The organism is Janthinobacterium sp. FW305-129 (genome assembly GCF_020858115.1).
In the GTDB taxonomy this organism is placed as follows: Bacteria; Pseudomonadota; Gammaproteobacteria; order Burkholderiales; family Burkholderiaceae_D; genus Janthinobacterium.
On sequence record NZ_JACYMM010000002.1, the window covers coordinates 1 to 20,667 of the forward strand.

At 61.2% G+C, this 20,667-nt stretch carries 19 protein-coding genes and 1 pseudogene; 12 read left to right on the forward strand and 8 right to left on the reverse strand.

Annotation, left to right across the window (positions count from 1 at the left end; translation table 11 throughout):
• Positions 1 to 461 precede the first annotated feature (461 nt).
• From IGS61_RS03590 to IGS61_RS03600, 3 genes are all read left to right on the forward strand, one after another.
• Positions 462 to 1,754 (forward strand): sensor histidine kinase, encoded by a 1,293-nt coding sequence (locus IGS61_RS03590; RefSeq protein ID WP_230538363.1) that lies wholly within the window; start codon positions 462 to 464, stop codon positions 1,752 to 1,754.
• 63 nt (positions 1,755 to 1,817) lie between these two features.
• Entirely contained in the window at positions 1,818 to 2,576 is a 759-nt protein-coding gene (locus tag IGS61_RS03595; RefSeq protein WP_230538364.1) for a LytR/AlgR family response regulator transcription factor, read from the forward strand.
• Between the two features lie 163 nt (positions 2,577 to 2,739).
• The gene (locus IGS61_RS03600; protein WP_230538365.1) at positions 2,740 to 3,921 is read left to right on the forward strand and encodes a PAS domain-containing sensor histidine kinase; all 1,182 of its coding nucleotides are present in this window, start codon (positions 2,740 to 2,742) and stop codon (positions 3,919 to 3,921) included.
• A 45-nt stretch (positions 3,922 to 3,966) separates the two neighbouring features.
• Here the strand turns inward: IGS61_RS03600 and IGS61_RS03605 are convergent, their stop codons facing one another.
• The 3 genes from IGS61_RS03605 to IGS61_RS03615 all read right to left on the reverse strand — a co-directional run bounded on the left by IGS61_RS03605 (position 3,967) and on the right by IGS61_RS03615 (position 6,762).
• On the reverse strand, positions 3,967 to 4,914 hold the full coding sequence (locus IGS61_RS03605; protein ID WP_051991189.1) for a porin: 948 nt from the start codon (positions 4,912 to 4,914) through the stop codon (positions 3,967 to 3,969).
• Between the two features lie 194 nt (positions 4,915 to 5,108).
• Positions 5,109 to 5,759, reverse strand: a complete 651-nt coding sequence (locus tag IGS61_RS03610) for a class I SAM-dependent methyltransferase (RefSeq protein WP_230538366.1) — start codon at positions 5,757 to 5,759, stop codon at positions 5,109 to 5,111.
• Positions 5,760 to 5,820: 61 nt separating this feature from the next.
• A complete protein-coding gene (locus tag IGS61_RS03615; RefSeq protein ID WP_034751505.1) occupies positions 5,821 to 6,762 on the reverse strand; it encodes a CysB family HTH-type transcriptional regulator in 942 nt (313 codons plus the stop codon).
• A 160-nt stretch (positions 6,763 to 6,922) separates the two neighbouring features.
• On the opposite strand from IGS61_RS03615, the gene IGS61_RS03620 reads away from it, so the two are divergent.
• From IGS61_RS03620 to IGS61_RS03655, 8 genes and pseudogenes are all read left to right on the forward strand, one after another.
• Positions 6,923 to 7,696, forward strand: a complete 774-nt coding sequence (locus tag IGS61_RS03620) for a sulfite exporter TauE/SafE family protein (protein ID WP_230538367.1) — start codon at positions 6,923 to 6,925, stop codon at positions 7,694 to 7,696.
• 81 nt (positions 7,697 to 7,777) lie between these two features.
• Positions 7,778 to 9,466, forward strand: a complete 1,689-nt coding sequence (locus IGS61_RS03625; protein ID WP_230538368.1) for a nitrite/sulfite reductase — start codon at positions 7,778 to 7,780, stop codon at positions 9,464 to 9,466.
• Positions 9,459 to 10,019 carry a DUF934 domain-containing protein gene (locus tag IGS61_RS03630; RefSeq protein WP_230538369.1) on the forward strand — a complete coding sequence of 187 codons (561 nt, stop codon included), beginning with the start codon at positions 9,459 to 9,461 and terminating at the stop codon, positions 10,017 to 10,019. The genes IGS61_RS03625 and IGS61_RS03630 overlap by 8 nt, the downstream gene beginning before the upstream one ends.
• A gap of 9 nt (positions 10,020 to 10,028) precedes the next feature.
• Positions 10,029 to 10,745, forward strand: a complete 717-nt coding sequence (locus IGS61_RS03635) for a phosphoadenylyl-sulfate reductase (protein ID WP_230538370.1) — start codon at positions 10,029 to 10,031, stop codon at positions 10,743 to 10,745.
• Positions 10,746 to 10,772: 27 nt separating this feature from the next.
• A pseudogene (gene cysD, locus IGS61_RS03640) lies at positions 10,773 to 11,687 on the forward strand (sulfate adenylyltransferase subunit CysD); the annotation flags it as partial.
• The gene (locus tag IGS61_RS03645) at positions 11,687 to 13,003 is read left to right on the forward strand and encodes a sulfate adenylyltransferase subunit 1 (protein WP_099665035.1); all 1,317 of its coding nucleotides are present in this window, start codon (positions 11,687 to 11,689) and stop codon (positions 13,001 to 13,003) included. The pseudogene cysD and the gene IGS61_RS03645, both read left to right, overlap by 1 nt.
• A gap of 28 nt (positions 13,004 to 13,031) precedes the next feature.
• Complete coding sequence (gene cobA / locus IGS61_RS03650; protein WP_230538371.1) at positions 13,032 to 13,796, forward strand: uroporphyrinogen-III C-methyltransferase; 765 nt, start codon at positions 13,032 to 13,034, stop codon at positions 13,794 to 13,796.
• Positions 13,797 to 14,046: 250 nt separating this feature from the next.
• Complete coding sequence (locus IGS61_RS03655) at positions 14,047 to 14,697, forward strand: hypothetical protein (protein ID WP_230538372.1); 651 nt, start codon at positions 14,047 to 14,049, stop codon at positions 14,695 to 14,697.
• On the opposite strand, the gene IGS61_RS03660 is transcribed toward IGS61_RS03655, so the two are convergent.
• From IGS61_RS03660 to lptF, 4 genes are read right to left on the reverse strand one after another with little or no spacing between them, the layout of a single operon-like run.
• Positions 14,694 to 15,662, reverse strand: coding sequence for a Stealth CR1 domain-containing protein (locus IGS61_RS03660; RefSeq protein WP_230538373.1), 969 nt, complete (start codon positions 15,660 to 15,662; stop codon positions 14,694 to 14,696). The two genes, IGS61_RS03655 and IGS61_RS03660, sit on opposite strands and share 4 nt — an antisense overlap.
• A complete protein-coding gene (locus tag IGS61_RS03665) occupies positions 15,659 to 16,066 on the reverse strand; it encodes a sirohydrochlorin chelatase (protein ID WP_230538374.1) in 408 nt (135 codons plus the stop codon). The genes IGS61_RS03660 and IGS61_RS03665 overlap by 4 nt, the downstream gene beginning before the upstream one ends.
• Entirely contained in the window at positions 16,066 to 17,235 is a 1,170-nt protein-coding gene (gene lptG / locus IGS61_RS03670) for an LPS export ABC transporter permease LptG (RefSeq protein WP_230538375.1), read from the reverse strand. Before lptG ends, IGS61_RS03665 begins: the two co-directional genes overlap by 1 nt.
• Positions 17,232 to 18,377 (reverse strand): LPS export ABC transporter permease LptF, encoded by a 1,146-nt coding sequence (gene lptF, locus IGS61_RS03675; RefSeq protein ID WP_230538376.1) that lies wholly within the window; start codon positions 18,375 to 18,377, stop codon positions 17,232 to 17,234. The genes lptG and lptF overlap by 4 nt, the downstream gene beginning before the upstream one ends.
• Positions 18,378 to 18,444: 67 nt before the next feature.
• Here lptF and IGS61_RS03680 point away from each other — a divergent pair, with 67 nt between their 5' ends.
• Positions 18,445 to 19,938 carry a leucyl aminopeptidase gene (locus IGS61_RS03680; RefSeq protein ID WP_230538377.1) on the forward strand — a complete coding sequence of 498 codons (1,494 nt, stop codon included), beginning with the start codon at positions 18,445 to 18,447 and terminating at the stop codon, positions 19,936 to 19,938.
• A 189-nt stretch (positions 19,939 to 20,127) separates the two neighbouring features.
• Here the strand turns inward: IGS61_RS03680 and IGS61_RS03685 are convergent, their stop codons facing one another.
• Positions 20,128 to 20,664, reverse strand: a complete 537-nt coding sequence (locus tag IGS61_RS03685) for a hypothetical protein (protein WP_230538378.1) — start codon at positions 20,662 to 20,664, stop codon at positions 20,128 to 20,130.
• Positions 20,665 to 20,667: the final 3 nt, after the last annotated feature.

Below are 20,667 nucleotides of genomic sequence, written 5' to 3' on the forward strand. Positions count from 1 at the left end.
CAATCCGAAGATCGGCGCTGCACTACATCAAATGTCCACACTTATCGACTGTTAATTGTTAAAGAACTGTATTCGGTTACTGCTTTCGCGCTATCGACAAAGCGTTGTGTTTGTCAGCTGCGAAGAAGGAAGAGTATGAAGCGTTTCGGCTAATTCGTCAACCTTCTTTTTTCACCCTGCTTTACTCGGCATTTACATGCGTCGTTCAGCGAGGGGGCGAATTATAGCCCTGCCCTGCGCGCGCCGCAAGGGCTATTTTGCAGCGCCATCCGAACAACTCTCCGCCCAGCAGGCAAAGCACTCACTTCAAGCGCCCTTTTGTGCAGCCTGTCGCAAGGGGCTGGCGTCGGGCCATGGCTTTAGGCACAGTGGCAACATCAGACTCTGACACGGCGCAACAACAGGTTAAACTTGTCCGCCGCGTCGATTAACTCTTGTATCTTGTATTTGAAAGCGTCCACATGCTCCCGATTTCCAGCCTGCCTCAACTGTTGAAGACCATCCTCGCCTGGTTGCAGCGGGCATTCGACGCGACGACGACCTGGGTCACCCAGCTGTCCTGGTGGAAATTTTTCCTGTTCGCTGCACTGGCCCTGATCGCCGGCTCCATTTTGCAAGATGAACTGTTCTCGTCCAGTCCGGACGAAGAAGTGGTCATCAAGTCGCACAAACGCAGCAATAAGGGCTCGGGGGAAACCAATATCCTGATCGACGATACGGGCATCCATTTTAATCCCCGCAACAGCAAGAATCGGCGTGGCAGCGCCACCGATGCGGCCAGCGAACCAGCCGATGCCGCTGAGGCGGACGAGCACGCAAACGCGGTGCCGCCGGCACCGCCCGAACCGCCAGCCGCCCCCGCCAAGCCCAGCTATCCGGTGACCACCAATGCTTCGGGAGAAGAAGTCCATATCGAACTGCCCCCGCAAATCGGCGAAGAGTTGTCGAATGCCATCGAAGAAGCGGTCGATGATGCTGCGGAGCAAAAGGTTTCGCGCTACCACCAGCAAGCTTCCACCTGGTTCAAGAGCTTCGTCTCGCTGCTGGTATTGGCCCTGTTCGCCATGAAAGCCCTGGTCGGCGGCAAGAAACGCGCCGAAGCGGAAACCGTCACGGCGAATGAAGCGGCCGAGCGCGAATCCATGCAGCGCCAGCTCAGCGAAGCGAAGATGCAGATGATGCAGGCGCAAGTCGAGCCGCACTTCCTGTTCAATACGCTTGCTTCCGTCGAGCACCTGATCCAGGTCGACCCGCCGCGCGCGGCCAAGATGCAACGCAGCCTGATCCAGTATCTGCGTGCGGTGCTGCCGCAAATGCGCGACAACGCCCTGATTACCAACCTGGGCCGCGAAGCGGACATGGTGCAAGCGTACCTGAACCTGCTGAAAATGCGCATGGAAGAACGCCTGACCGTCGACTTCCAGATTCCTGACGGCCTGCGCAGCGCAGCCTTCCCGCCCATGATGCTGCAATCGATGGTGGAAAATGCCATCAAACACGGCCTGGAAGTCAAGCCGGAAGGCGGCACCTTGCGCATCGTGGCTGAAGTGGCGCACAGCAAGCTGCGTGTCACCGTCACCGATGACGGCCTCGGCTTTGGCGTCGTGCCCAGCGATGGCACGGGCCTGGGCTTGCCCACCATCCGCGAACGCCTGAAACTGTTGCATGGTGACCAAGGCAGCCTGACCATTACGCCAAATCAACCCTCCGGCGTGTGCGCCGTGATCGAAGTGCCGTATCAGCTGTCCAAATAAGACAGTTGATAAAAACGCTAAATCATTGAATAATCAATCTTCGCCCGTTCACACTTGAGACTTATGCCTACCGCTATTATTGCCGACGACGAAAGACTGATGCGCGACCAGCTGCGCCTGCGCCTGGGCCAAACCTGGCCCGAACTGGAAATCATCGGCGAAGCCAAGAATGGCGACGAAGCGATCGAACTGGTGGAACAACTCAAGCCTGACTTTGCCTTCCTCGATATCCGCATGCCCGGCAAGACGGGAATGGAAGCGGCGCAGGTAATAGGCAGCAAGACCCATATCGTCTTCGTCACGGCCTATGATAGCCACGCCGTCGAAGCGTTCGAACGGGGCGCCGTCGACTACGTACTCAAGCCGCCCGAGCATGAGCGCCTGCTGGTGACGGTGGAACGCCTGAAAACGCACTTGAACAAGCCGGCGCTGGACGTCAACAGCAGCGTCACGGCCATGCTGTCGCAGCTGGCGGAGAAAATCACGGCCAAACCCACGTATTTGCAATGGATACAGGCCAGCATCGGCCAGGACTTGCGCATGATCCCCGTGGAAGAGATTTTATTTTTCCGTTCTGACGAGAAATACACCTGCGTGCAGACAGCCAAGTATGAGGCGCTGATCCGCAAGCCCGTGCGCGACCTGGCCGAAGAGCTCGACCCTTCGCTGTTCTGGCAAATCCACCGCGCCACCCTGGTCAACGTGAATGCCATCGAAGGCGTGACGCGCGACATCCGCGGCCGCCACCTGGTGCTCATCAAGGGCAAATCCGACAAGCTCGAAGTGAGCCGCAGTTTCCTGCACCTGTTCAAGCAAATGTAAATCGCCCGCCGCCGCCCGGCCTTGCCGGCGCGGCGTATTGATCTCTTCCGCTCCCCTTCCTGCGCCACATCAAGCCACGCCGCGCCAACAGGCATAGGCTAGATAGAGTCCTGCCCGCCATCCCTGTCTTGCCTGCCTTCGTACACATTGCAAGGAGAACCCCATGCCCGACCGAGGCAGTCCTGCACTGCTGCGCATCTTGCCGCTGGGCATGGCGGCGGCGCTTTTGCTGTGCTTGTTTCCTCCACTGAAGGCGCGCCGGCAACGGCAGGCGCGCGGACAAGCCATCATCGACAGCGCCAGCGACGCCATCATCAGCATCGACAGCCGGCAAATCATCCTGCATGCGAACGCGGCGGCAGCCAGGCTGTTCGACGACACGCCGGCCGGCATGCGCGGCATGCGCCTGGGCCACTATATCCTGCGCGACTTGCGCAGCCTGGGCAGGCATGAAGGCGATCCGCCGTTCGATGACATCAGCCAGGAGCTGCGCCTGACGGGCCGGCGCGCCACCGATTACACCTTGACGGGCCGGCGCAGCGATGGCGCCATGTTTCCCCTTGAAGGTTCGCTCTCGGCCATGCAGGAAAACGGCCAGAGCGTGTTTACCATCATCGTGCGCGACATTACCGCGCGCCAGCAGATGCATGAACAGCTGGCCCGCTCCTTTTCGCAACTGCGTGAATTGTCGAGCGCGCTGCAATCCATCCGCGAAGAAGAGCGCAAGCATATCGCGCGCGAGCTGCATGATGACCTGGGACAATTGCTGGCCACCTTGCGCGTCGACCTGACCCTGGTGCGCCAGCACACGGACACCACCGTGCCCCTGCAAGCGTTGCTGCAAAACATGGACGGCTTGCTGGTGACAGCCATCACCTCGCTGCGGCGCATCGCCAGCAACCTGCGTCCGCGCGCACTCGACGAAGGGGGCTTGTATTTTGCACTGCAAAAACTGCGCCACGACTTCCTGCTGCGCCGCGCCATCCATTTCGACTTGCTGGCCGACGAGGCCGACCTGGTGCTCGACGATGCGCGCAGCACGGCCATCTACCGCATCGTGCAGGAAGCACTGACGAATATCGCGCGCCATGCCGAAGCGAACCACATCACCATCGCCCTGCACCGCATCGATTCCTCGCTGGCCATCACCATCCAGGATGACGGCCGCGGCATTGCCGAGCAAGACCTGGAAAAAGCCACGGCACTGGGGTTGCTGGGCATGCGCGAACGGGTGTGGGGCTTGAACGGCAGCATCCATATCGGCGCCGATAGCGAACTGGGCGGCACACGCATCGACATCTCGCTGCCCATGCATAAGGAAGTGCCAGCAGCGGCGATGCAATAAAAAAGGCGCCCGCAGGCGCCTTTGCTTCGTTACAGCGAATGCTGCTTAGAACTTGTGTGCCAGACCGATCTGGTACGAGGTCAGCGACTTGACGCGCTCGCGGCCAGCGTAAGCGTACACGTCGGTGCGCTTCGACAGATGGTAGTCGTAACCGACGCCGAATTCCTTGATGGTGTCCTGATCCTTGAACTTGTTGTTGCTTTGCTCTTGCTTGCCATACGACACTTTGGCATCGCCGCCGCCAACCGTGTAGTTCAGGCCGATCAGGTAGGACTTGAATTCGCCAGTCGTGGCAACCTTGGTGTCGCCTTTCGAGTAAGCGGCCGTGATCTTGGCTGGGCCGAATTTATAGCCGCCACCGATGGACCACAGGTCAGGCTTGGCTGCCGTTGCCGTTGCCTGCACGGCTTTTTCGTAGCCGGCGTGCAAGCTGATCGGGCCATTGTCGTAGGTAGCCAGGCCAATCACGCCTGCGTCAGCGCTGTTGACTTCGCTCAACACGTATTGCAGGCTGCCCACGAAACCGTCAAAGCTTGGGCTGTTGTAGGTCACGGCATTGTTGACGCGCGACGTGCCGACGCCCGAACGCAGCAGGGTTTCATTGTTCTTGCCGACCACGCCGTAGGTGTTGAATGGGTCGACGCGGGCGATGGTGCCATCGACCAGATTCTTGGTGCGGCCCAGGATGGCGGTACCAAACGCGCCTTTCAAGCCCACATACGCTTGACGGTCGAACAACACGCCTTTTTGCGCGCCGGTGTCGGCCAGGAATTCACTTTCCAGGTTGAAAATTGCGGACAGGCCGCCACCCAGATCTTCCGTACCCTTGAAACCGAGGCGCGACGCATTGTTTTCGCGTTGTACCGTCGGCTGGCCAGTGGTCTTGGCAATGCCGAGGTCAACCAGGCCGTACACGGTGACGTTCGATTGTGCTTGTGCCGTAGCTGCTGCGAAGGTGCCGATGATCAATGCTGCCAGAGTAATTTTTTTCACTTGAGATTCTCTACATTAGGTTGGACAAGTTGAGCTGCTGCTGAGCTGCCTAGCTGCTGAACCGAATCATGCCCACGAAATACTTCAACAATATGACATCGACAAGATGTTGCTTTCTGGCACAACATCGTGTCAGATAAAAACAACAGACGAAAAAAAACCGCCCGCAGGCGGTTTGTCTTGCCGTGCCGGCCTTACTTCAGGCGGCAGCTCAGCAGCCAGTAGTATTCCAGGCGCTTCATGCGGATTTCACGGGCCGAGTGGGCGAACTTCTTGCGCAGATGACTATCCGATGGGAAGTTCTTCAACACTTCATAGCGCTCGCCCGCCTCCGTCGTGCGGAACTGGTGCGTATTGCCTTCCAGGTCGGTGCGCGCGATCACGGTGCTGCTGCCATCGACATAGGAATTGTCGATCAGTACCAGCAGGATGTCCTTGCCCAGCTTGCTGCGCAATTGCTTCAGGTATTTGTCCTGGTCTTCGCGCTTGACGTGCGACCACCAGAAGCCGGCGAACACGGCCGTGAACTTGCCCAGCAGGTCGTCGGGCAAGTTGAATGCGTCGAGCTTGGCAAACGTGACGTTGTCGGGCAAGCCACGGGCCTGGGCCAGCGCCAGCATTTCATCGTTGATATCGGTGGCCAGCACGGACTCGGCCGACTCGGCGACCACTTCCGTCCAGTAGCCCGTGCCGCAAGCCAGTTCCAGCACGGTGTGGCCTTCCAGCACGTCGGCGACCTTGTCGCGCAACACTTCCAGATCTTCCTGGCGTTCGGGCTTGTCATAGACGCGCTCGTACTGCTGCGCGATGGTGGCGTAATATTTGGCAAGCTGATCGGTAATCATTGTTTCTTCTCTTCTTAAATAATCTTGGCCAGGCACATCGCCCGGCCGACTTCATGCATTGTTATAGTTCGTAGTGCTCTTTATCACCGCTCATCGCCTGCTCGATGAGCTTGCGATTCAGGGTCGGCGTCAGCAACTCGATAAAGGTATAAATATAGCTGCGCAAATACGCGCCCTGCTTGACGGCCACGCGCGACACATTCATGCCGAACAGGTGGCCGACAGGGATGGCGCGCAAGCCTTTGTCGCGCTCGGCATCGAAGGCCATACCCGCTATGATACCAATCCCCATGCCCAACTCCACATAAGTCTTGATCACGTCCGCGTCGATGGCCTCCAGCAAGATGTCCGGTTTCAGGCCGCGCAGCACGAAAGCGTGGTCGATCTTGTTGCGTCCGGCAAACGCGCTGTCATAGGTAATCAGGGGGAAGGCGGCAATTTCTTCCAGGGTCACGGACTTCGACTTGAGCAGCGGATGGTCGACGGGCACCACCACCACGTGTTCCCATTGATAGCAGGGCAAGGTAATTAAACCATCGATGGCGGCGATCGATTCCGTGGCGATGGCGAGATCCGCCTGGTCGCGCTGCACCATTTCGGCGATCTGACGCGGATTTCCTTGCAGCAATGACAATCTGACCTTCGGGAACTTCAGCATGAAGGCTTGCACGACCTTGGGCAAGGTGTAGCGCGCCTGCGTATGCGTGGTGGCAATGGTAAAACTGCCGCTGTCCTGCGCCGCGAATTCCTTGCCGATGCGCTTCATGCTGTCGATTTCCTGCATGATCAGCTCGACGGACTCCAGCACCAGGCGGCCCGGCTCCGTCAAGCCGCGGATGCGCTTGCCGTGGCGCGTGAAAATATCCACGCCCAGTTCCTCTTCCAGCTCGATGATGGCTTTCGATACGCCCGGTTGCGACGTAAATAATGCCTTGGCGGCGTCCGTCAGGTTGTAGTTCTGCCGGACCGCTTCGCGCACGAAGCGCAGTTGATGGAGATTCATTGCTGGTTTGCCCTAGATTGCCGTGATTTGCCGAGTTTCCGCCCCACCCATGATTTTGCATGCATGCATATACGCATATCGCATATAAGCAAATGCGTACTTAGTAGTTTGGAATAAACACTAAGTTTATTACTATTGCGAGTACTTTGGGGGTGCAAGCATGACTTTGTCTTATATAGTCTCAGGATTTGCCGTAGGATTACTCGTAGGAATGACCGGCGTGGGCGGCGGTTCGCTGATGACGCCGCTGTTAACCTTGCTGTTTGGCGTGCCGCCCTCCGTGGCCGTGGGCACGGACCTGGCCTTCGCCTCGATCACCAAGAGCGCGGGCACCCTGACGCACCGCCTGCGCGGCACCATCCGCTGGGATATCGTCAAGCGCCTGTGCATGGGCGCCCTGCCCGCCGCCGTCATCGCGACCCTGGCGCTGAAATCGTTCGGCACCCTGTCGCCGGAAATCGGCCAGATCATCCGTTACTCGATCGCCGGCTCCGTGCTGCTGACCGTCGTGGCACTCATTTTCAAGGGCCGCATGCTGGCCTGGATCAATGCGCACCCCGAGAAACAATTGCAAGGCAACAAGCTTGCCGCCGCGACCATCATCGCCGGCGCCGTGCTGGGCGTGCTGGTGACGGTCTCGTCGATCGGCGCCGGCGCCATCGGCGCGACCCTGCTGGTGATGCTGTATCCACGCATGAGCTCGGCCGAAGTGGCGGGCACCGACATCGCCTACGCCGTGCCCCTGACGGCCATCGCTGCCCTCGGCCACTGGTGGCTCGGCTCCATCCACTGGGAATTGCTGGCTTCCTTGCTGGTCGGCTCTCTGCCTGGCATCACCCTCGGCTCCTGGGTCGCCCGCTCCGTGCCGGAAAAGTTTTTAAGAGTCTTGCTGGCGATGACCTTGACCGGCGTGGCAGTGAAGCTAATCTATTAATGACCGAACAAGTGACAAGAGCAGTATCAAGAACATAATCCCAGGCAATCTTCCAGCACCCCGGCTTTTTTAGGAATTGATATGTACCATTACGATCAGTACGACCACCTCATCATCAAAGAACGCATCGCCCAGTACCGAGACCAGGTTGCGCGCCGTATCGCCAATGAACTGACGGAAGAGGAATTCATTCCGCTGCGCCTGCAAAACGGCCTGTACATGCAACGCCACGCCTACATGCTGCGCATCGCCGTGCCGTACGGCTTGCTGTCGGCTAAGCAGATGCGCATGTTCGCGCACATCGCGCGCAAGTATGACCGCGGCTATGGCCACTTCACCACGCGCCAGAACATCCAGTTCAACTGGATCGAGCTGGAACAGACGCCCGATATCCTGACGGACCTGGCGTCCGTGGAAATGCACGCGATCCAAACTTCCGGCAACTGTATCCGTAATACAACATCGGACCCGTTCGCCGGCGTGGCCGCCGATGAAATCATCGATCCGCGCCCGTACGCGGAAGTATTGCGCCAGTGGAGCACCTTCCACCCCGAATTCATCGCCCTGCCACGTAAATTCAAGGTCGCCATCAATGGCGCCGAGGAAGACCGCGCCGCCATCGCCGTGCACGACATCGGCTTGACGGCCGTGCGCAACGCAGCTGGCGAAGTGGGCTTCAAGGTGATGGCGGGCGGCGGCATGGGCCGCACGCCTATCCTGGGCAGCGTCGTGCGCGACTTCCTGCCATGGCAGCATTTGCTGACGTACATCCAGGCCATCATGCGCGTGTACAACCTGCACGGCCGCCGCGACAACAAATACAAGGCGCGCATCAAGATCTTGCTGAAAGCCATCGGCGTGGAAGAATTCACGCGCCAGGTGGAAGCGGAATGGGTCGACCTGAAGGACGGTCCGGAAACCTTGACGGCCGAGGAAATGCAGCGCGTGGCGGACTTTTTCAATCCGCCCGCCTATCTGGCCCTGCCGGAACTCGACTACAAGACGGAACATGCGGACAACAAGGCCTATGTGAACTGGCTGGCGCGCAACGTCAAGCCGCACCAGCGCCCCGGCTACGTGGCCGTGGTACTGTCCCTGAAGAAAACGGGCGTGCCGCCAGGCGACGCGACGGCCGAGCAGATCGACTTCGTGGCCGACCTGGCCGACCGCTACAGCTTTGGCGAACTGCGCGTGACGCACGAGCAAAACCTGGTGCTGGCCGATGTGGAGCAGTCGAAACTGTTCGCACTGTGGCAGGAAGCCAAGGCGCATGGCCTGGCCACGCCGAACATCGGCTTGCTGACGGACATGATCTGCTGCCCGGGCGGCGATTTCTGCTCACTGGCGAACGCCAAGTCGCTGCCGATCGCGGCCGCCATCGCCGAGCGCTTCGACAGCATCGACTTCCAGCACGACATCGGCGAGATCGAACTGAATATTTCCGGCTGCATCAATGCCTGCGGCCACCATCACGTGGGCAGCATCGGCATCCTCGGCGTCGACAAGGATGGCAGCGAATGGTATCAAGTGTCGATCGGCGGCGCGCAAGGCAACAACGCGGCCATCGGCAAGATCATCGGACCATCGTTCTCTTCCCTGCAGATGCCTGAAGTCATCGGCCGCCTGCTGCACGTCTACGTGCGCGACCGCCATGAAGGCGAGCGCTTCGTCGACACGGCCCAGCGCCTGGGCCTGGCGCCGTTCAAGGAACACGTATATGCAACGCCGATCACGGTCGGCAACCTGGTGGGAGAAGACGAATATGTTTGAAGTACGCGAAGAAATCATCAAGAACGCCGCCGTGGTGCCAAATACCTGGGGCTTGCTGCGCCTCGATGAGACCGACACGCCGGAAACGGTCGTCGTGCCTGCAGGCAAGGTCATCGTCCCCTTGCTCGTTTGGCAAGCCCAGCGCGAGACTCTGGCCGCGCGCCTGCCCGATATCGGCGTCTGGCTGGCCAGCGACGAGCGCCCGGAAGAACTGGCGGCCGACGTGGATGTGTTACCCGTCATCGGCGTGGATTTTCCGAAATTCACGGATGGCCGCGGCTATTCCATCGCCTTCAACCTGCGCGCCCGCCTGGGTTTCCGCGGAGAATTACGCGCCATCGGCGACGTGCTGCGCGACCAGCTGTTTTCCATGCACCGGGTCGGCTTTGACGCGTATGCGACGCGCCCGGACCGCAGCATCCATGACGCCCTGAAAGGTTTGTCGGTCTTTTCGGAAACCTACCAGGCGTCGTGGGACCAGAAATCGCCGCTGTTCCGCCGCCACCACCGCGAAGGCCAGAATCCTGACCTCGACAACGCGGCCGGCATCTGAGGACCAATCATGAGCGATCTGACTTCTTTGATTCACGCCACCGAGCAAACGCTGACACGCATCGCCGCGGATTTTTCGCCGGCCGTGTTCGCGTCCAGCCTGGCAGCCGAAGACATGGTGCTGACCGACATGATTCTCAAGGCAAAGCTGCCCATCGGCATCTTTTCCCTGGAAACGGGCCGGCTGCACCAGGAAACCCTGGCCGTGCTCGACAAGGTCAAAACCCGCTACGGCCACGACATCACCCTGTACCGCCCGCAGCCGGAGCTTGTTGCCGCCTACGTGGAACAGAACGGCCTGAACGCTTTCTACAATAGTGTCGAGATGCGCCGCGAATGCTGCCGCATCCGCAAGGTCGAGCCGCTGGGCCGCGCCCTGGCCGGCAACAAGGCCTGGGTCACGGGCCAGCGCCGCGCCCAGTCCGCCACGCGCGCCGAATTGCACGTGCAGGAAGACGATGCGGCGCACGCGATGACGAAATTCAATCCGCTGGCCGACTGGTCGGAAGAAGACGTGTGGGACTATATCCGTGCCAACGACGTGCCCTACAATGCGCTGCACGACCAGGGCTACCCGTCCATCGGCTGCGAACCGTGCACGCGGGCCGTGCAGCCGGGCGAAGACGTGCGCGCCGGACGCTGGTGGTGGGAAAATCCCGATTCCAAGGAATGCGGCCTGCACATGGTGGACGGCAAGTTGATCCGCATCAAATCCGTGGCAGCCTGAACAGACACACAGAACAAGAAAGCATCCAATATGAGCAATATTTTGAACCAGCGTCACCTCGACAGCCTTGAATCGGAAGCCATCCACATCATGCGCGAAGTGGCGGCCGAATCGGCCAACCCCGCGCTGCTGTTTTCCGGCGGCAAGGATTCCGTCGTCCTGCTGCGTTTGGCCGAGAAGGCCTTCCGTCCAGGCAAGTTCCCGTTTCCCCTCGTGCATATCGACACGGGCCATAACTTTCCGGAAGTCATCACTTTCCGTGATAAAAAGGTGGCGCAACTGGGCGAACGCCTGATCGTCGGCTCCGTGGAAGATTCGATCAAGCGCGGCACCGTGCGCCTGCGCAACCCGGCCACGGATTCGCGCAATGCGGCCCAAGCCGTGACCTTGCTGGAAACCATCGCCGAACACGGTTTTGACGCCTGCATCGGCGGCGCCCGCCGCGACGAAGAGAAGGCCCGCGCCAAGGAACGCATCTTTTCCTTCCGCGACGAATTCGGCGCCTGGGACCCGAAAGCCCAGCGTCCCGAGCTGTGGGACTTGTATAACACCCGCGTGCATCCCGGTGAAAACATGCGCGTGTTTCCCATCTCGAACTGGACGGAGCTGGACGTGTGGCAATACATCGCCCGCGAGCAACTGGAATTGCCGCCGATCTACTTCGCGCACGAGCGCCAGGTGATCCCGCGCAATGGTTTATTGGTGCCGCTGACGGACTTGACGCCGCCGCGCGAAGGTGAAACGGTGGAAACGCAAGTCGTGCGCTTCCGCACGGTGGGCGATATTTCGTGCACCTGCCCCGTCTCGTCCGATGCGGCCACCGTCGACGCCATCATCGCTGAAACGGCAATCACGCAAATCACGGAACGGGGCGCCACCCGCATGGATGACCAGACTTCCGAAGCCTCGATGGAAAAACGCAAGAAAGCAGGGTATTTCTAATGAACGCAGCAATCCAGAACACCAACCTCACCGATAGCGTTGAACGCGGCATGTTGCGCTTCATCACGGCCGGTTCCGTCGATGACGGCAAGAGCACCCTGATCGGCCGTTTGCTGTTCGACAGCAAGGGCATCTTCGCCGACCAGCTCGACGCCATGTCACGCTCCAAGCACAAGCGCACGGTGGGCGACACGGTCGACCTGTCGCTGCTGACCGACGGCCTGGAAGCGGAACGCGAGCAAGGCATCACCATCGACGTGGCTTACCGCTACTTTGCCACGCCGAAACGCAAATTCATCATCGCCGACACGCCGGGCCATGAACAGTACACGCGCAACATGGTCACGGGGGCGTCCACGGCCGACGCCGTCATCATTTTGATCGACGTGTCGAAAGTTAAACTCGGTGACGATGGCAGCGTGGAACTGTTGATCCAGACCAAACGTCATTCGACGATTGCCCATTTGCTGCAGATCGAGCACGTGGTCGTCGCCGTCAACAAGATGGACCTGGTCGACTACGATGAGACGGTGTACAACCGCATCGTCGCCGCCTACCGCGAATTTGCCCAGTCGCTGGGTCTGAAGGACATCACGCCGATTCCATTGTCCGCCTTGACGGGCGACAACGTCGTCGAACGCGGCGACAAGCTGGGCTGGTACACGGGCCCGACCCTGATCGAGCTGCTGGAGTCCTTGTCCGTCTACGACGAATCGCACGACACGCCATTCCGCTTCCCCGTGCAACTGGTGGCGCGCCACAATGGCCACGAAGCGAACGACTTCCGCGGCTACATGGGCCGCATCGAGGCGGGCAAGGTCAGCATCGGCGACACCCTGGTGGTGCAGCCATCGGGCCAGACGGCAACAGTCAAAGATATCGTCACCCTGGACGGTTCGCTGCCGACGGCCGTGGTGGGCCAGTCCGTGACCTTGTTGCTGAATGAATACCTCGACATCTCGCGCGGCGACTTGCTGGCCAGCAGCGAGCGCCCTGCCACCCTGCTGAAACAGGTGGTGGCCGACGTGTGCTGGCTGTCGGAAGACGCGCTGGACCTGCGCCGCAAGTACTGGATCAAGCACGGCACGAAACAGACAGCGGCCAAGGTGACGGCGATCGAATCGATCCTCGACATCAATACGCAGCAGCGCCATCCGGCCGAAGGCTTGAAGCTGAACGACATCGCCCGCATCAGCCTGAACGTGCAGCAAGCGCTGGCGGCCGACGCGTATGCCGATATCCGCGCCACCGGTGCGTTTATCCTGATCGATGAAGTCACCCACCAGACGGTCGCGGCCGGCATGGTCCGGCTCTAACCCCGCTTCGTCCAGGAAAGGCAGCCACATGCACAGCTCCCCATCTCTCCCCGGCAAGGTCTACCTGATCGGCGCCGGCCCCGGCGCGCAAGACTTGATGACCTTGCGCGGCGCCCGCCTGCTGGCACAGGCTGACGTCGTGCTGCACGACGCGCTGGTCACCGAGGAAATGCTGGAGTTGTGCCCCCAGGCGCAAAAGATTCTGGTCGGCAAGCGCTGCGGCCAGCTGTCGACGGCGCAAGCGTTCATCAACAAGCAGCTGGTCGACAACGCCCGCAAGCACGCCGTCGTCGTGCGCCTGAAAGGGGGCGACCCCATGCTGTTCGGCCGCGCCGACGAGGAATTGCGGGCGCTGGAAGAAGCGGGCATCGCCGTGGAAGTGGTACCTGGCATTACCACGGCCCTGGCGGCGGCGGCGGCCACCTTGCAGCCGCTGACCAAGCGGGGCGTGTCGCGCAGCGTGGCCTTTTTCACCTCCAGCACGGCGCCGGGCGAACCGGAGCAGACGCGCATCCCGGACTGCGATACCCTGGTGCAATACATGGGCGGGCGCGAAGCCATCGCCACGGCGCAGCGCCTGCTGGCCCTGGGCCGCCGGGCCGATACCCCCGTGGTGGTGATTGAAAACTGCAGCCGCCCGGATCAGCGCATCGTGCGCCTGACGCTGAGCGCCCTGGCGCACGGCCTGGGCGACACCCATGGCCCCGTGCTGGTGATGCTGGGCGACGCCATGGCCGCGCGCGCGCACCAGGCCATTGCAGAAACGGCGGCCATGCTGGCGCGCCATGCCTGAATAAATACACCGTATTTTACCGACTTTAAAGTCAGTAACCGACGTCCTCAGAGAAAACATGATACGATGCTCACGCATCTTTTCTCGAGAAGTTGTTGCGTGATAGCAATAAAATCACACTACACCCCGCCATAATAGCGCTTGCCGCGCGGTCTTCCGGCTGACGGAGGCCACCCGGCGATCTCCCCGAAAAAAGCTGCGCCCGCAGGCTGCAATACCGCGCCGCGCAACTTTAGCCTTACGACCACACATGAATTTCACCTCCATGCGCGAAGCCCTGACTTCGCTCAGCCGCAGCAATGTCGGCGTCGCCAGCGCTGTGCTGTTCAGCATGCTCGCCTCCATCGCCCTGTGGACGGTGTTCCCGAATATCGACGATGAAAACCATTTATTGGAATGGCTGCAGGCGCTGTTCCTGGCCCTGGCCTGCACGGTGCACGGCGTGCGCGCGTGGCAGGAGCCGGACCGCCAGTCCCTGCGCTTTCTGATGCATGCGGGCTTGTCGGCCCTGCTGTTCGGTTTCCTGCTGCGCGAACTCGATATCGACCAGTTCGGCACGGCGCCCGCCTGGGCGCAGCTGGAAAAAGCCCTGCGCGTGGTGGAATTGCTGATCCTGATACGCGTGCTGATCTTTTTCGCGCCGCGTGCGCGCAAGGTGTTTGCCCATGCGGGCCTGATTTTCAGCATGCGCATCACCATCCTGACGGCCATTGGCGGCTTGCTGATGGTGGCCGGCTGGCCCTTCGACAAGAAGGTCTTCCATGGCATGCCGGACGCCTATGCGCTGCTGGGCGAGGAAGTCTTCGAACTGGGCGCCTATTTGCTGCTGTTCCTCGCTTCGCTGTCCGACAGCGCGGCCGCCGCCCGCATCAGCCTGGCGCCAAAAAAGAAATCGGCTTAAGCGTTTTCAAATGAAGATGGCAGCGGCAGCAGCCGCTGCAAGGTAGCGGCCACGCGCAGCAGGCGCGGATCGTCATCCTCGGCCTCGTCGCAGGTATCGTTGATGCAGAAAAACGGCAAGCTGCCGAAACGCGCCGCCAGCTCCTCCAGCTGCTGCGGCGCCTGCGCATCGCCGCTGGCGATATGCAGCGGGTCGAGCATGCGCGAGCGCGCAATCCCCTGATGCACCATCCAGCGCGGCACCAGGTCGGGCAGCAGTGCCGGCACCTGCCACGAGCGGAACACCGTCGCGCGCACGCCGGCAAACATGGCCGGCGCCAGCCTTTCCAGGTCATGCAGCGCGCTTTTCAGCATGGGCCGCGGCGCATGCGCATACAGGCGCGGTTCATGCAGGTAGTCAGCGTACTGCGCCGACAGCCATTGCCGCGACAGGGTGGCGCAATTGACGGGCGCCGCCACGTCGGCGCGCAAGCCCGGCATGTCGTCCTGCGGCGCACTTTCCGTAAACACGCTCAAACGCCGGTCCCCTTCCCCCCCGAACCAGAATGCGGACTCGAACGGCGCGCCAAAGAATACGTCGTCGTTCAAATACAAGAAGCGTTCGGACAGGCCCGGAATATGGTGCAGATACGATTCGATATGGCCGGAGTCGAACACTGGCAGCGATGCGCCGGGCATCAGGCTGGCATGGTCGATCACCGTCAGGCGCGGTGAAGCGCGCAGCCAGGACGGCACCTGGCGGTCCGTCAGCAGGTAGACATGGCCATGGCCGGGAAAGAAGCGCTCGAGCGCGCGCAGGTTGTAGCGCAGTTCGCCGTTGTCGCGGTAGCGGCCCGCCACGTTGCCGTGCAAGGCCAGCTCACCGGGATGCGCCTGCTCCCAGGCCGCATATGCGTGCTGCCGGCGCGCGCGCCAGGCGGGATCGGCGCCGTCTACCCACAGGTAGACGATGTCGATGCCGCTCAAGGCAGAGGACTGGAGCCTGGCGCCGCCACGCAATAGTCGGCCATGGCGGCCAGCACGCTGGCGTTCTCGCCGACCGCCTCGACCACTTTCAGGCGCAGTGCCGGATGCTGCTGGCGCAATTCTTCCAGCAGCAGCGGCAAATCGCGCAGCACATGCCCGCCCTGCCCCAGGAACACGGGCACCACGGTGATGTCCAGGATGGCGCCGGCGGGCAGCTCGGCCAGCAGGGTCGCCACCAGCTCGGGCAGGCGCGGCGTCATCAGCTCCAGGAACGCCAGGTGCACGCTGGTGCCGGGCATGCGCGCCTGGGTCAGGTCGCGCAGGCGCTCGAAGGGCGCAGCCCACGATGCGGCGCGCGCGCCATGGGCAAACAAGATCAGTGCCTGTTTCACGTTCGTCTCCATCAGTGCCGCTCCACCCACCACAGGGCGCCCAGCGCCAGCAGCAGATACAGGGCGCTCGGCGCCACTGCCGTCAGGAAGGCCGGCCAGGTACTGAGCAATCCAAGATGCGAGAACAGCGTATTGACCAGCATGAAGCTCACGCCGATCATGATGCCGATGAAGATCTTCAGGCTGATGCCGCCGCTGCGCGTATGCATGTAGGCGAACGGCAGCGCCAGCGCCATCAGCACGAAAATGGCCAGCGGATCGATCAGCTTTTTCCAGAAGGCGATGCGGAAGCGCTCCGTTTCCTGCTTGTTCTCGGCCAGGTGGCGCGTGTACACGGCCAGTTCGCTGGCCGACATGCGCTCGGGATCGGAAGCCGACACCGTCAGGATCTTCGGCGTCACTTCCGACGTCATGTCCTTGCTGGCGCTTTGCACCGTACGCACCATGCTCGTTTCCTGCGCATAGTAGTTTTCCAGCTTCGGCTCGAAGCCGGGCGAGGTCGCCGCGCTGTTCGAGAACGAGGTTTCCGTCACGTCGGTCAGGCGCCAGATATTATTGCCCTGATATGTCGCCCCTTTGGCCACGGTCAAGGTGCGCAAGCGCATATCGGTGTCAAATTCATACAGCTTGACGTTTTTCAGCTGGCCATCCGGACGCGCTTCGCCGACATTGAAAAAGCGCGAACCGGTGACGGTGCCCGTCAGCCCCTCGCTCTTGACCATGTCCTTGGTCCACAGGCCGGAGCGAAATTCGCTCGACACGGCCGCGCCGCGCGAGGTCAGCTTGAGGCGTTCAGCCAGCGGCTCCGTGCGCGGCGTGATCAACTCGCCGAAGATGAAGGTGATGACGACGAATACGATACCGATGCGGAACAGGAAACCGGCCGCCATCGCCGTCGACATGCTTGAAGCGCGCATGATGGTAAATTCGGAACTGGCGGCAAACTGCGCCATCGTGTAGATGGTGCCGATCAGCGCCGCGATCGGCATCACCTCGTACACGTGGCCCGGCACCAGCACCAGCACATACAGGAAGGCATACTGGATGGTGTAGCCGTTGCGGCCCACCTTGGGCAGCTCGCCCGTCAGGTCGATGAAGGCTTGCAAAGCCAGAAAGGCCAGCAGCACGAACAGCACCGCCTGGAATATCGAGACGGCAAAATAGCGCTGTAAAATCTTCATTTCGATACCGCTTTACTTGGTTTGCCGGCGCGGCGCGCGCGCTTGAAAGCCGCCAGCAGGACCAGCGGATGATAGCGGTGATTCACATTCAGGCGCCAGGCAAACAGCGCCACCACGGCCAGCGCCGCCAGCAGGTGCAGCGGCCACCAGGCCATGCCAAAACTCAGGCGCCCCTGTTTCACGCTCGCTTCGATGACCTTGATAAGGTTGCTGTACGTAAAGAAAATCAGCAGGGCGATGATCAGGTTGGTCGAACTGCCGGCACGCGGATTGACAAAGCCCAGCGGAATGGCCAGCAGGATCAGCATCAGGCCAATCAGGGGCGCACTGACCCGCCACAGTAATTCGGCCATGGTGTAGGGATTCGGCTCGGCGACCAGCGCCATGGTGCTCATGGCGCGCACGCCCAGTTCCGCACCCAGCGCCTGCTGCTTGCTCTCGATGCGCATGATGTACTGCTCGAATTCCATGGTCTGGAAGTCGGCCTGCGTGGGTATGCCCTGGTAGCGGCGGCCGCTCTTGAGCACCAGGAAGCGTTCGCCCTTGGCGTCGGTATTGATCACGCCTTCCCTGGCGACGACGACGACGGCGCTGCCTTTTTCATCGACGGTATTGACGAAGACGTTCTGCACCACGTTCTTTTCGCCGCTGACGCCCTCGACGAAGAAGATGCGGTTGCTGCCTGCCGATTCGCGGAACTGGCCCGGCGTGACTTTCTGCAGGTCTTCGCGCTTTTCGAAGCGCGCCACATATTCATCGCTTTTCTTTTGCGCCCACGGCGTGGCATACAGGCTCAGGATGCCGGTGGCCAGCACCAGCGGCAGGCCGAAGCTGAGCACGGGCCAGATCCAGCGCGACAGGCTCAGGCCGGAAGCGAACCACACCACCATCTCCGACTCCTTGTAGCTGCGCGTGACGACCATCAGCACCGAAATGAAACCGGTGAGGATGATGATGGTCGGCAGCTGCATCAGGGCGGAAAAGACCATCAGGGACATGACGTCGGACGACGCGATCTTGCCGCCCGCCGCCTTGCCGAGAATACCGATCAGCATCCAGGTGAGCAGGATGCTGAACAAAACAGTGAAGGTGGCCCCGGCGGCACTAGCCAATTCACGTCGAAGGGCGCGTTGAAAGATCATTCGGAGTTTATAATTCGGGTCAGTTAGTTGAGTAACACGTTACTAGTAAATGAAAACGGAGAACCAAATGGACTTTAGCATAAAAGCATTCGATACCAAGAGCACCCTCGGCACGGCCAAAAGCGGATGCATCGCGGTTGCGGTATTCGAAAACAAAAAACTGTCGCCAGCGGCAAAATCGCTGGACAGCAAGGGTGCGATTTCGGCTGCGCTGAAGTCCGGCGACATCAGCGGCAAGCCTGGCAGCACGTTGCTGCTGCGCGCAGTCGATGGCGTCGCCGCCGAACGTGTTCTGCTGGTAGGCATGGGCAGCGATGAAACTGTCAGCGAAAAAAGCTTCACGACCGGCGTACAGGCCGCACTCAAGGCCTTCGGCTCGCTGGGCGCTGCGGACGCCATTATCGCATTACCGCTGGCCGAAGTGAAAGAGCGCGACGTAAATTGGGCAATCCGTTGCGTGGTGCAAGCCGCCCACGACAGCGAATACCGCTGCGACTCGCAAAAAAGCAAAAAAGATCCGGCGCCAGCGGGCGTGCGCAAGATCGTCCTGTCGGCGCCAGCAACGGCAGCCACGCGCGGCGCGCTGGCGCAAGCCATCGCCATCGCCAACGGTTCCGACCTGACGCGCAACCTGGGCGACCTGCCGGCAAACATCGCCAATCCGACCTACCTGGCCAACACGGCCAAGCAGCTGGCCAAGGATTACAAGTTCGAAGTCGAAGTGCTGGACCGCAAACAGCTCGAAGCGCTGAAAATGGGCAGCTTCCTGTCCGTCACCAACGGCAGCGAGCAGCCGCCGAAGTTCATCGTCCTGAAGCACATGGGCGGCAAGGCCAAGGATGCGCCGGTGGTCCTGGTCGGCAAGGGCATCACCTTCGACACGGGCGGCATTTCGATCAAGGCCGGTCCCGGCATGGATGAAATGAAGTACGACATGTGCGGCGCCGCTTCGGTGCTGGGCACCTTCCGCGCCATCGGCGAAATGAACCTGAAGCTGAACGTCATCGGCGTCATCGCCGCATGCGAAAACATGCCGTCGGGCCGCGCCACCAAGCCGGGCGACATCGTCACCTCGATGAACGGCCTGACCATCGAAGTGCTGAATACGGACGCCGAAGGCCGCCTGGTACTGTGCGACGCGCTGACCTACGCCGAACGCTTCAAGCCGGCAGCCGTGGTCGACATCGCCACGCTGACGGGCGCTTGCGTCGTCGCCCTGGGCCACCACAACAGCGGCCTGTTTACGCGCAGCGATGCGGCGCATGACCAGCTGGCCAATGAACTGCTGGCAGCGGGCAAGCAATCGAGCGACACGGCATGGCGCATGCCGATCGAAGAGGCATACAACGAGCAGCTGAAGTCGAATTTCGCCGACCTGGCCAACATCGGCACGCCGGGCGGCGGTTCGGTGACGGCAGCGGCCTTCCTGGAAAACTTCACCAAGAAGTACACCTGGGCGCATCTGGACATCGCCGGCACGGCATGGAAATCGGGCGGCTCGAAGGGCGCGACCGGCCGTCCGGTGCCCTTGCTGACGACGTTCCTGATCAACCGCGTGTAAGAGAACGCCAGACCAAACCTGCTGCGCGGGGCTATTGGCGGCCGGCGATGCTCGCTGTACATAAAGTACAGCTGCGCTTCTCGGCCACCACTAGCTCCCGCTCGCTACGGTTTTGTCAGGCGTCGCTACGTAAGAAGGCAGCCGCCACGGTCACTGACCCTGGCGGTTTTTTCATGCGTGGGATATTAATCAGTAGACGACAGGATTGGGCAACGGCGACGGCGCCACCTTCGGCTGCACCACCGTTTCCGCCACGGCGGCCGGGGGCGCCGGCGCGGCAACCGGTGCGGGCGGAGGCGCCAGGCGCGCGGGGTCCTGCATGACGATGGTCAAAATGGACGGGTAGTCGAAGCCGGCGCCCGTATTGCGGTCGACGAAATAGCCGACGCCCAGGGTCAGGATGACATTGCCCCAGACGCTGCCATTGAGCTTGGGATCGATGTGGTCGTCCGTCGCGATGGCAGGCGAACCGTGCTTGCGGCAGTCGACTTTCAACGGTTCCTGGCTCTTGCGGATGGTGATGCGCCCGGGCGTGGTGACGAACCACTTGCCCACGTCGTTGCTGAGGATGCAGCCGGCGCCAGTCAGTTCGCGGTTGTCCTGGATGGTCTGCACCAGCACCATCTGCTCGGTATTGCCCGTCAGGGTGGCGCAGCCGCCCAGGCCGAACAGCAGCAGCGTCCCGGCGGCAAAGGCGGCAAGGGGGGCAGACAGCGGCACGCGCATGGG

What these genes read in the sequence shown, in the direction of transcription:
- IGS61_RS03590 (WP_230538363.1), top strand. Translation starts at nt 462, where the DNA reads ATGCTCCCGATTTCCAGCCTGCCTCAACTGTTGAAGACCATCCTCGCC.
- IGS61_RS03595 (WP_230538364.1), top strand. Translation starts at nt 1,818, where the DNA reads ATGCCTACCGCTATTATTGCCGACGACGAAAGACTGATGCGCGACCAG.
- IGS61_RS03600 (WP_230538365.1), top strand. Translation starts at nt 2,740, where the DNA reads ATGCCCGACCGAGGCAGTCCTGCACTGCTGCGCATCTTGCCGCTGGGC.
- IGS61_RS03610 (WP_230538366.1), bottom strand. Translation starts at nt 5,759, where the DNA reads ATGATTACCGATCAGCTTGCCAAATATTACGCCACCATCGCGCAGCAG.
- IGS61_RS03615 (WP_034751505.1), bottom strand. Translation starts at nt 6,762, where the DNA reads ATGAATCTCCATCAACTGCGCTTCGTGCGCGAAGCGGTCCGGCAGAAC.
- IGS61_RS03620 (WP_230538367.1), top strand. Translation starts at nt 6,923, where the DNA reads ATGACTTTGTCTTATATAGTCTCAGGATTTGCCGTAGGATTACTCGTA.
- IGS61_RS03625 (WP_230538368.1), top strand. Translation starts at nt 7,778, where the DNA reads ATGTACCATTACGATCAGTACGACCACCTCATCATCAAAGAACGCATC.
- IGS61_RS03630 (WP_230538369.1), top strand. Translation starts at nt 9,459, where the DNA reads ATGTTTGAAGTACGCGAAGAAATCATCAAGAACGCCGCCGTGGTGCCA.
- IGS61_RS03635 (WP_230538370.1), top strand. Translation starts at nt 10,029, where the DNA reads ATGAGCGATCTGACTTCTTTGATTCACGCCACCGAGCAAACGCTGACA.
- IGS61_RS03645 (WP_099665035.1), top strand. Translation starts at nt 11,687, where the DNA reads ATGAACGCAGCAATCCAGAACACCAACCTCACCGATAGCGTTGAACGC.
- cobA (WP_230538371.1), top strand. Translation starts at nt 13,032, where the DNA reads ATGCACAGCTCCCCATCTCTCCCCGGCAAGGTCTACCTGATCGGCGCC.
- IGS61_RS03655 (WP_230538372.1), top strand. Translation starts at nt 14,047, where the DNA reads ATGAATTTCACCTCCATGCGCGAAGCCCTGACTTCGCTCAGCCGCAGC.
- IGS61_RS03665 (WP_230538374.1), bottom strand. Translation starts at nt 16,066, where the DNA reads ATGGAGACGAACGTGAAACAGGCACTGATCTTGTTTGCCCATGGCGCG.
- lptG (WP_230538375.1), bottom strand. Translation starts at nt 17,235, where the DNA reads ATGAAGATTTTACAGCGCTATTTTGCCGTCTCGATATTCCAGGCGGTG.
- lptF (WP_230538376.1), bottom strand. Translation starts at nt 18,377, where the DNA reads ATGATCTTTCAACGCGCCCTTCGACGTGAATTGGCTAGTGCCGCCGGG.
- IGS61_RS03680 (WP_230538377.1), top strand. Translation starts at nt 18,445, where the DNA reads ATGGACTTTAGCATAAAAGCATTCGATACCAAGAGCACCCTCGGCACG.
- IGS61_RS03685 (WP_230538378.1), bottom strand. Translation starts at nt 20,664, where the DNA reads ATGCGCGTGCCGCTGTCTGCCCCCCTTGCCGCCTTTGCCGCCGGGACG.